This is a genomic window from Geminicoccus sp., from assembly GCF_036263595.1.
GTDB lineage: Bacteria > Pseudomonadota > Alphaproteobacteria > Geminicoccales > Geminicoccaceae > Geminicoccus.
Genome location: NZ_DATAGQ010000063.1, coordinates 1 through 9,094, shown reverse-complemented (window position 1 = coordinate 9,094; position 9,094 = coordinate 1). Strand labels below are relative to the sequence as shown.

Annotated in this window: 10 protein-coding genes; 3 read left to right on the top strand and 7 right to left on the bottom strand. The window is 63.0% G+C overall.

Annotated features, from left to right (window positions below):
* Nucleotides 1-153: 153 nt before the first annotated feature.
* The 4 genes from VHL31_RS05155 to VHL31_RS05145 form a co-directional block, all read right to left on the bottom strand.
* Nucleotides 154-357, bottom strand: coding sequence for a hypothetical protein (locus VHL31_RS05155; protein ID WP_329660134.1), 204 nt, complete (start codon nucleotides 355-357; stop codon nucleotides 154-156).
* A 232-nt stretch (nucleotides 358-589) separates the two neighbouring features.
* Nucleotides 590-757, bottom strand: coding sequence for a transposase (locus VHL31_RS26865; RefSeq protein ID WP_414653639.1), 168 nt, complete (start codon nucleotides 755-757; stop codon nucleotides 590-592).
* A 124-nt stretch (nucleotides 758-881) separates the two neighbouring features.
* A complete protein-coding gene (locus VHL31_RS05150) occupies nucleotides 882-1,142 on the bottom strand; it encodes a hypothetical protein (protein ID WP_329660133.1) in 261 nt (86 codons plus the stop codon).
* Nucleotides 1,143-1,574: 432 nt separating this feature from the next.
* Nucleotides 1,575-3,203, bottom strand: a complete 1,629-nt coding sequence (locus VHL31_RS05145; RefSeq protein ID WP_329660132.1) for an O-antigen ligase family protein — start codon at nucleotides 3,201-3,203, stop codon at nucleotides 1,575-1,577.
* Here VHL31_RS05145 and VHL31_RS05140 point away from each other — a divergent pair.
* The 3 genes from VHL31_RS05140 to VHL31_RS05130 are packed head-to-tail and all read left to right on the top strand — an operon-like array spanning nucleotide 3,170 to nucleotide 4,840.
* Nucleotides 3,170-3,691, top strand: a complete 522-nt coding sequence (locus tag VHL31_RS05140; protein WP_329660131.1) for a hypothetical protein — start codon at nucleotides 3,170-3,172, stop codon at nucleotides 3,689-3,691. The genes VHL31_RS05145 and VHL31_RS05140 overlap by 34 nt on opposite strands.
* A gap of 58 nt (nucleotides 3,692-3,749) precedes the next feature.
* Nucleotides 3,750-4,424: a hypothetical protein gene (locus tag VHL31_RS05135; RefSeq protein ID WP_329660130.1), complete on the top strand. Its 675-nt coding sequence runs from the start codon at nucleotides 3,750-3,752 to the stop codon at nucleotides 4,422-4,424.
* Nucleotides 4,421-4,840 (top strand): hypothetical protein, encoded by a 420-nt coding sequence (locus VHL31_RS05130; RefSeq protein WP_329660129.1) that lies wholly within the window; start codon nucleotides 4,421-4,423, stop codon nucleotides 4,838-4,840. Before VHL31_RS05135 ends, VHL31_RS05130 begins: the two co-directional genes overlap by 4 nt.
* A gap of 9 nt (nucleotides 4,841-4,849) precedes the next feature.
* On the opposite strand, the gene dhaK is transcribed toward VHL31_RS05130, so the two are convergent.
* The 3 genes from dhaK to VHL31_RS05115 form a co-directional block, all read right to left on the bottom strand.
* Nucleotides 4,850-5,842 (bottom strand): dihydroxyacetone kinase subunit DhaK, encoded by a 993-nt coding sequence (dhaK, locus tag VHL31_RS05125; protein WP_329660128.1) that lies wholly within the window; start codon nucleotides 5,840-5,842, stop codon nucleotides 4,850-4,852.
* Nucleotides 5,839-7,677 (bottom strand): ABC transporter ATP-binding protein/permease, encoded by a 1,839-nt coding sequence (locus VHL31_RS05120; RefSeq protein WP_329660127.1) that lies wholly within the window; start codon nucleotides 7,675-7,677, stop codon nucleotides 5,839-5,841. The genes dhaK and VHL31_RS05120 overlap by 4 nt, the downstream gene beginning before the upstream one ends.
* Before the next feature lie 74 nt (nucleotides 7,678-7,751).
* Nucleotides 7,752-8,765: a class II aldolase/adducin family protein gene (locus VHL31_RS05115; RefSeq protein ID WP_329660126.1), complete on the bottom strand. Its 1,014-nt coding sequence runs from the start codon at nucleotides 8,763-8,765 to the stop codon at nucleotides 7,752-7,754.
* Nucleotides 8,766-9,094 lie beyond the last annotated feature (329 nt).

Below are 9,094 nucleotides of genomic sequence, written 5' to 3'. Positions count from 1 at the left end.
CTGCGGCCGGCCGCTGCTCTCCAACAGCCCTGCCGCCCCCGCTTGAACCCGGGCGTGAACGCCCGCCTCGTCTTCGCCATCAGATCACCTTCCTCGCTCCCTTGGAGCGTATCAGAAGTGTCCACCGAAGCGGGGGAGGATTAGGACCAGCCATCATCCGTCGGCAGCCCGTCGGGGCACTCCCAGGAGGACGTGGAAGCCTGTGGGTGGTCCCACCGATTCATAGCGCCACGCCTGATGCTGGCGGTGAAACGGGACTCCCATGCGCCAGCCGCGCTCCTTTGCCAGCCATGTCGCGAACGGTCCGGTATCGCCGCCATCCGCCCGGACCAGTTCCAGCCGCAGCAAGGCCACCATGGATGCGTCGGGCCAGGAGGATCAGGCCCGACGCATCCACCAGGGAGGTGCCCCTTGCGCCCGGACGTTGCTTGCCTGCATCGAAACCCGTCCAGCCCCCGCCCCCGTCGCTCGCGCTGTCTGCAAATCGACATTCGCGGCAGAAGGCTCCCGCTCTCGCCCTTCCTTCCCACGGGAGTGCTCGCGCAACCGATCGTGCATCCGCTTGAGCGGGAGTCCTTGCGCCAGCAGGTCAACTGCGAGTGTCCATTGGACGCGGCGGGAAGTGACGAGGCAGCATGCGCCACGCACAGCCAGAACGGACGAGGCAGAAGATGGCCTCCGCCATGATCCACAAAGGCCACTTTGCAGGGCGCCCCAGGTCGATGGCGGAGGAAGGAGTGGCTCCAGTGCAGCCCACGTCGTATCACGCAGGCCGGAAGGATAAGGTCGATCAGGCATGATGCTCTCCAGCAAGGACATGCCTGATCAACGCACGAGCGGGCCGCCGAGCGGCTTTGCCGACAGTCGGCGAGGCCTACTGCTCAATGATCGGGTGGACGGTTACCCAACGCTCCCTGAAGGGCGTCCGCCGCACGCGCCGCGACAACTGCCAATTTTTTGGCTTGTTCATCGATGGCTGCAAGTTGGGCCTCACGTGCCTTCAAGAACGGGCCGACGTCGACACCTGACATCTTCTCGCATAGGTGAAGGTAGCGAAACCTTGCTTCGACAGCCCTTATCTCTTCATCTCTCCACTCATGAACCACCTCATTCAGCGAATCATCTGTGTTGTCGGCCATCATGCTGTACCTAGAATTATGTCCTCGACCGCGCTGCCCAAAGGCAGCATCGGACCCAGATCTTCCTGGGCGCACCCATATTCAACCAAGACGGGATAAAGGTCCATGCGGCGAAATGTCGAGAAGCCGACATTTGAGGCAATGTCTGCATCTTGAACGCCCAGATGTCCAATCTGGGCAACACTATGCACGTGAAGCGGCGCTGACATGGCATGTGGAGCGTGGAAACAAGCCCTGTTGCAGACACCGCACGGTCTCGGAACCGGGAACAAACACTACTCCCGGTTGAAAAGATCTGCTCAGTCTGGCTGATCGCACCACGCTGTACGGGCGAGCGATCATGACCAGTTCAAGACCGCCCGAGTGCACGTAACCTTCACTCTGCCGATCGTATGAGGCTCCCAAGGTTGATGTGACGCCGCAGTCTTGTCCGGCTCAAGCTTCGACGACGATGCCCTCGGGAGCTTCAGCAACGATTGGACGCACGGACGAACTGCGGCGCTGCTTGGAGACCTTGATGCGCTCGGACGGGTTCGCCTGTGCGCAGCCCATTGCAAGGATCGCACAATAATACATGGCGATCGCCGGCATCTGGATGGAGAAATCGACAAGCGCATGCAGGCCGACCAGCAAGGTTGCACCCACGGCGGCCAAAGGGAACACCCGGTCCCGTTTGCGGCGGAACACGCCGCGTACGCACATGCCAAACAGGATCACGACAGCGCCGTACAGCATGATCGTCGCCGGGATGCCGATCTCCAGCATGTGCTCGATATAGGTGTTGTGGGCGAGATCGTAGATCAGGGTGAACCGCTCGTCGGTCCTGCTCTGGAACACGGCCTGGAAGGATCCGAGCCCGTGGCCCAGCCATGGCCGGTCGGCAATCAACTCCATGGAGATGGCCCAGGCGACGAGGCGACCGGCGCTGCTCTCGTCGAACTGCATGTCCAACTGCTGGAGCCGGACAAGGAGACCCTCGCCGCTGGCCGCGACAATCCAGACACCGGCGATCGCCACGACCAGCACGCTGACCGCGATCAGACTGGCACGAGGGCGGACAGCTGCCAGCACGATGATCAGCATGAGGGGGAGGGCGACAGCCGCGCTGAGAAAGCCACCTCGCGAATGGCTGAGAATCGATGATGTCGCGACAATGAAGAACGCCGCGAGCTTGAAGAGCATCATCGGCTTGATCGTCTGGAACAACTCGATCAGACGGGATTTCAGCGTGGATCCCCGGTCCTCTTCGAAGTCCTGCGAGAGGCGAGCCAGGATGAGGACCAAGCCCAGGTTTGCGAAAGTAGCCCAGGAGTTGCGATTCACGAAGGTCGAGGTGACGTCACCTACATAGGCCACGGGGCCGAAGCCAGCGACGGTCTCGAAATCCAGTCCCCATGCGATCAGGCCATAGATTGCGTAGAGCGTAATAATTACCATCATGGAGTTGTAGAGTAGTTCGGCAAGCTTGCGCTCGGTGGCTACGGCCACGACGGCTACGAACAGGCTGACATAGCCAATGAAGCGCACGAGCTGAAAGACGCCTGAATCGGGCGCAATGGAGATCGACCCGATGCCTGTGCCATCGGGCGCATAGGTCCAGCCTGGATGCGCCCACCCTGGTCCGATCGCAGGCAGGAGTTGGACCATCATCCATCCAATCACGCCTGCGACCATCAGGCCGGCCACCATCACCGGTGCGGTAAAAGGTCGCCGCTGCGGGAGACGCGGAAGCAAAACCGCCGCGGCGGCGGTGACCGTGCTGAGCAGCGCGAAGATGATGGCAGCGAGCGGAATCGCGCTCCCGAGCGGCCATGGTGCGGCAGCTAACAACAGAATGAGCCACACCGTCAGGGCGAGGCGCAGGTGCCACACAGACATGGATACCCTTGCTGGTTGGTTTCCGAGGCGACTGTGGACAACCAAAACACGCACACGACAACCATAGAATGCAACCTCGGTGTCAGATTGCGCACTTGTTCGCAGTCGCGAAGTGCGTATCATCCATGCCAGAGAAAAAGGGGGTACGTCCCATGCGACGCATGTTGCTTTCTGCCGCCGCTGCACTGGCCCTTCTGGGCGGTTCCGGCTTCGTGATGTCCGCTTCTGCGCAGTCCTTGGACTTCAACTACGAGACAGTGAATACGTCGAACGGCCCGAGGCAGGCGCTGACCTCGCGGGTCACGCTGTTCGACTTGTATGGCTTCTGGCCGCAGGGCTTCGACCCCGTGGCGAATGCGAGCAGGGCGAACAAGCCGGCCACGCAGGAACTCGATCTGCTGGACCTTCCGGAGTCCTATGGTGCTCCTGAGATCGGCTACATCCGTCGGGCGACGCTGTACTGGATCAACGATAACGGCTCGTGGATTCCGAAGGTCAACCTGAAGACGTTCGACTACGTGACCCCTGAGTACATCGAGAACAGGATCCCATCCGGGATCATCCCGGTTGGCCTGACCGACCCGGATGGAGATCTGTTCGTGAATCCGGTTACGCTGGAGCCGGTCGGCGTCGTCAGCCCAACCGTCCCGGGCTTTGCCGCATTCGGTAGCTGAGCCAGATCCTCATTGGATGTTTCTGATGCACGCTCGATCGATGGGTAGCCTAGTCCCGTTGGTCGGGCGTGTTGTTTTATGTGTCCTTTTCCTGGTCGGCACCTACTTCACCAGTCTTATCTTTGTGGCGACGATCGAACGTGTCGGGGCGCCGTCACCTTTGGCGGTGATGACCACCAATGGGTCCATCACGCCACAGGCTTCACGCCGCATGGACTCCATCTGCGCAGACGCGCTCCAGACAATGCCGACAGCCGAATCGTTACGGTATTGCGGGCTGGCGGAAATGATCGCGCGTCCCGGTGTGGCGGCGGCGGAAACCGCGGAGCGATATGGTCGTGCCGTGGGCTACCTGGAAGGCTCGGTGAACAGATCGCCATTCAATGGCATCACCTGGCTTTACCTGGCTGCCGCCAATGTTGCCGCGGGCAACATGGAGGCCGCAGCCGAGGCCTTCGATACCTCCTACGAGGTGTCCCCGATCGCCGTAGGCATGCAGGGCATGCGGCTCGGCGTCGGCTTCAGCATACTCGATTCCCTGAAGCCGATCACGCTCATGAGTCTCGAATCCGAGATCCTCATGCTTGGTGCGAGGAATCCACGCTACCTCGTTCAACTCGCCAAGTCGTCGAACAGGCTCCGGTACGTGGCATCGACGTTGACAGCCGAGCCCAAGCTATTCACGCGCTTCATGCGCATCGTCCGTGAACCTCCGCCTGGACTTCGTCGATGAAATTTGCGTTGAGAGGCGTCCTGTTCGGGCTGGTCCTGGTGTCCGGGCAGGCACAGGCTGCCCAGTACAGCACGATCCCCGCTGCGGAGATCGAAAGGCTCCTGGGCGGATCCGACCAGGAGAAGTCAGCTGCCACCTTCTATATTGGCGGTGCGCTGGATGCCCTGGCGATGACGAACTCGATGATGACGGAACAAGGGACGCCACTTTTCTGCCCCGATGCCGAGGATGATCTTCGGCCGTCCGCCGTGACTCCCCAGTTGCTCCAGCACATTGCCGAACTGCGTCAAAAGCCGCGCGCAGCCGACGCCCTGCAGCAGCTGACCGGCAGCACGATCCTTCTGGTGATGCTGTCGCAGACCTATCCGTGCGAGATCGACAGCGAAGGACGGCCAGTAACGCCTCCCTCACCATGATCCCCTGCGTCAGCGGCCCCAGCGCAGGGCGGGAGTATGAACCGGGGCGTCCCAGAGTTCGGTCAGTTGCTCGTCGAGCGTAGTCACGGTGATCGAGCAGCCAGCCATCTCCAGGGACGTCGTGTAGTTGCCCACCAGCGATCGGGCAACCTTTAGCCCCCGCTTCTCCAGGATCTGGGCAGCCTCGTCGTACATCAGGTACAGTTCCATCAAAGGCGTGCCGCCGAAGCCGTTGACGTGCAGCAAGATCTGCTGGCCCGCCTTGGGCGCCAGATCCTGCAGGATGGCGCCCGTCATCTCGTCGGCGATGTCGTGCGCGGAGGCTAAGGGGACACGACGCCTGCCCGGCTCGCCGTGAATGCCGACGCCCATCTCCATCTCGTTGTCGCCGAGCGTGAAGGTCGGGCTGCCAGCAGCAGGGACGATGCATGACGAGAAGGCGACACCCATGGATCGAGTCTGGCCGGCCACTTTGTCGCCCAGCGCCTTCAGGGCAGCCAGATCCAAGCCCGCCTCGGCACCTGCACCGAGCATCTTCTCCGCGATCATCGTGCCCGCCACGCCGCGTCGGCCGACCGTGAAGCTGGAGTTCTCCACTGCGACGTCGTCGACGATCAGCACGGTGGCGTGCTCGCCCTCGGCCATCTCGGCCGCCATCTCGAAGTTCATGACGTCGCCGGAGTAGTTCTTGACGATCCAAAGCGTTCCGGCCCCGCCGTCGACCGCGGCTGCCGCGGCGATCATCTGGTCGGGGGTCGGTGAGGTGAAAACGTGGCCGGGGCAGGCTGCGTCCAGCATGCCGTGGCCGACAAACCCCGCATGGAGTGGCTCGTGACCCGATCCGCCACCCGAGATCAGCACGACTTTCCCCGCCGGGGTCGGGGTCTTACGGCGAACGAAGGTCGGATCGAACGAGATCTCGACCAGGTCCGCGTGGGCCCTGCCGAAGCCCGTCAGGCTCTCGACCAGGATATCATCGACATCGTTGATGAACTTCTTCATGGCGCTCCTCCCTCTTGTTGTTCGATCGCGGCCTGGCGAACCGTCCCGGTCTCCCGGTCGATCACCAGCCGGCTGGCGTGGAACTGTGTCACCGAAGGGCGATGGGCAATCGACACGATGGCAGCACCCGGCAGCGCCTCGATCACTGTTCGGTACATCTGCTCTTCCGTGGCAGCATCCAGCGCCGAGGTGGCCTCGTCGAGGAACAGCCAGTCCGGCTGGAGCAGCAAGGCGCGCGCGAAGGCTACCCGCTGCTGCTCGCCTGGCGACAGGCTCATGGACCAGTTGGCGACCTCATCCAGCCTTGCGGTCAGGTGCTCCAGACGGCAGCGGGTCAAGGCATCGCGCAGCGTACCGTCGTCCAGCAACTCGGACGAGCGTGGATAGAGCAGGGCCCCTCTCAGCGTGCCGATCGGCATGTAAGGCTTTTGCGGGATGAACAGCACCTCCGACCCGCCAGGTGTGCGGACCTGGCCGCTGCCGAACGGCCACAGGCCCGCGAGCACCCGGAACAAGGTGGTCTTGCCGCTGCCGGAAGGACCCTGCAGCACCACCCGGGAGCCAACCGGAAGCGTAAGGTCGATGTTGCGAAGCAGCGTCGCTCCGTTGGGCAGGTGAACGTCCACCTTCGACACCACCAGATCCTTGCCCTCGTGCGGCGCGACAGTGATGCCGGCATTGGTCTGCTCGGTCTGGGCCCGCTCCATCGATTCGCCGAACGTGGTCAGCCGATCGACAACGGCCTTCCAGTTCGCCAGCGTGGCAAAACTGTCGACGAACCACGACAGGCTGCCTTGCACCTGCGCGAAGGCGCCGGCCGTCTGGGTCAGCGCGCCAAAAGGAATCTCGCCGGAGAAATAGCGGGGCGCCTGCATCACGATCGGGAAGATGCTGGCGACCTGCGCGTAGAACACGGTGAGCCAGGTCAGCCGCTTGTACAGCGTCATGTAGCGCCAATACGTGTCGTAGATGCGCTCGAAAGCATCACGCAGGGTGCTTCGCTCCTGGGGCTCGCCGCCATAGAGCGCGATGCTTTCGCTGTTCTCGCGTGTCCGGACCATCCGGTAGCGAAAGTCGGCGTTATAGCGCTCCAGATCGAAATTCACGCGGACCAGCGGCCGCCCGATCCGGTAGGTTAGATACGAACCGAAGAAGGCATAGACGATCGCGGTCCAGAACATGTAGGCGGGCACCTCGATGCCGCCAAAGATGGGCAGTGTATAGGAACCAGACAGATTCCAGAGGACCACCGAGAAGGTGATCAGCGTGGCTATTTCCGAGATCAGGCCTAGCACGATGCTCAAGGTCAACTGCGTGAACTGGTCGACGTCCTGCTCGATGCGCTGCTCGGGATTGTCGGTGCCCGTCTGGGTGAGTTCCATTCGGTAGTAGGTACGGTCGCGCAGCCACTGGCTGTAGTAGACGTCAGTCAGCCAGCGTCGCCAGCGGATCGTCAGGAACTGGGTGAGCCAGAGCCGATAGACGGCGACGACGATGTAGACGAACACGAGGCCGACCCACGAGAAGAACAAGGCTTCGAGGCCCTCCGTCGACCAGAGGAGCCGCCAGAATGTCGCCGAGTCCTTCTCCTGGAGCGCCGTAAAGAAGTCGCGGTTCCAGCTGTTGAGGTTCTTGCTCATCCAGACGAGGAAGAAGTTCATCCCCAGGATCAGGCCCAGCAAGAAAAGTGCTACGCCTCGCTCTTCCGACTTCAGGAAGTAGGGCTTTGCCAAAGCCCAGACCTTGCCGAGAAACGTGCCTGTTTCCGCAATCTTGCCAGTGACGTCACGGCCGCGATGCGCTCTCTTCTTTTCGCCTTCAACCGTGCTGATCACTAGTCATCTCCGTCGCACTGACGATGTCCGGGGAACGTCAAGGATCGGCGCCGAGCGTGCGAGCCTATCTCGGCTCAGGCACCCCCGGCTCGTTCCTTGGCCAGCTTCTGCCGATATGCTTCGGCTTCCCAACCCATCAGCGCCGCAACCTCATGCTCCGGCAGGTACACGATCTCGGCATCGGCCGGGAAGCGCTCCAGCACCAGGGCAAGGCAAAGGGCCAGTTCGTCGCCGGATGCACCGAGATCGGCCTTCACCAGGCTACCGACACCCTCGATGAGCACCAGCTTCGCCCGCTCGTCCACGGGAATGGACACCACGTCAGCCGCATAGGCCGCCACCCGGTCCGCCAGGAAGATCGCATGGTCCGGCCATCCCACGCCGCCCGTGGCCAGCGCAAGGCGACGGTGGTCCAGAGCCACCTCATGGACCTTGGCGTGCACGGGCAAACGCCAGCCGGGCGAGACCTCCAGTAGCCGCTGCAGCGCCGGCAGGTCCGGCTTGCCGGCAGGTGCGGTGGGCAGGGCCAGACGCGCTTCGAGCTCGCGGTGGAGTTCCTCCAGTGCCTCTGCCGTTTCTGCGCCATAGACGATGCCGTGGTTCTCAAGGACCAGCACGTCCGCCGCCTGCCCGGCCATGGCTCTTGCGACCGCCCGGGTAAGCGGCACGCCTGGCATGACATAGGGAATCCAGTGCCAGGCAAGACCGTCCAGGCGCGGCGCGATGCGCTCCTTGCCATCCTTGGCGGCGGCAAAGGCGATACCGGCAACCGAATGCGTGTGGCTCACGAACTTGTGCGGAAGGAGCGCGTGCAGGCTCGTCTCGATGGAGGGGCGCAGCGTGCCCTGCAGCACTTCGGGCTTGGCCGGCTCGTCCTCGCCCGTCTCGATCCGGTGGCGGACGCCGGACAGGCGGAGCGGAACGAATACGTCTTCCTTCAGCGCGTCCTTGAGCTGCAGCCCGGACGCCTTCACCCAGAGCGTGTCGTCGATCTTGACCGAGGTATTCCCGCCCGCGGCCTGGACGACGGTTGGATCGGCACCGATGGCTGCGGAGAACCGGCGCAGGGCTTCGAGATCCTGGTTCACGAACCGTCATCCTCTTCTGTGTCCGCGCGTTCTTTAGCTGCTGCCGTCGTTCTCGGCGAGAGAGCCGGCATGCCGCAAAGGACGGCCGCGGCTTCTCGTGGGCGCGGAACGCAGGCATCGTCCTGGCGCCACGGCGCGGAGAGGATCGTTGATGGACATGCAGACCCGCACCCTGGCCGAAGACCATCCGTCCCACCGCCTGGCCCCGATCACGCCTGGCGAGATCGCCCTGGTGGCCCGTATTCTGCGCGGGAGCGGGCTGCTCGGTGCGCGCGGCTGGTTCGAGACGGTCACGCTGGACGAGCCGGCGAAGGGCGAACCGGATGCCC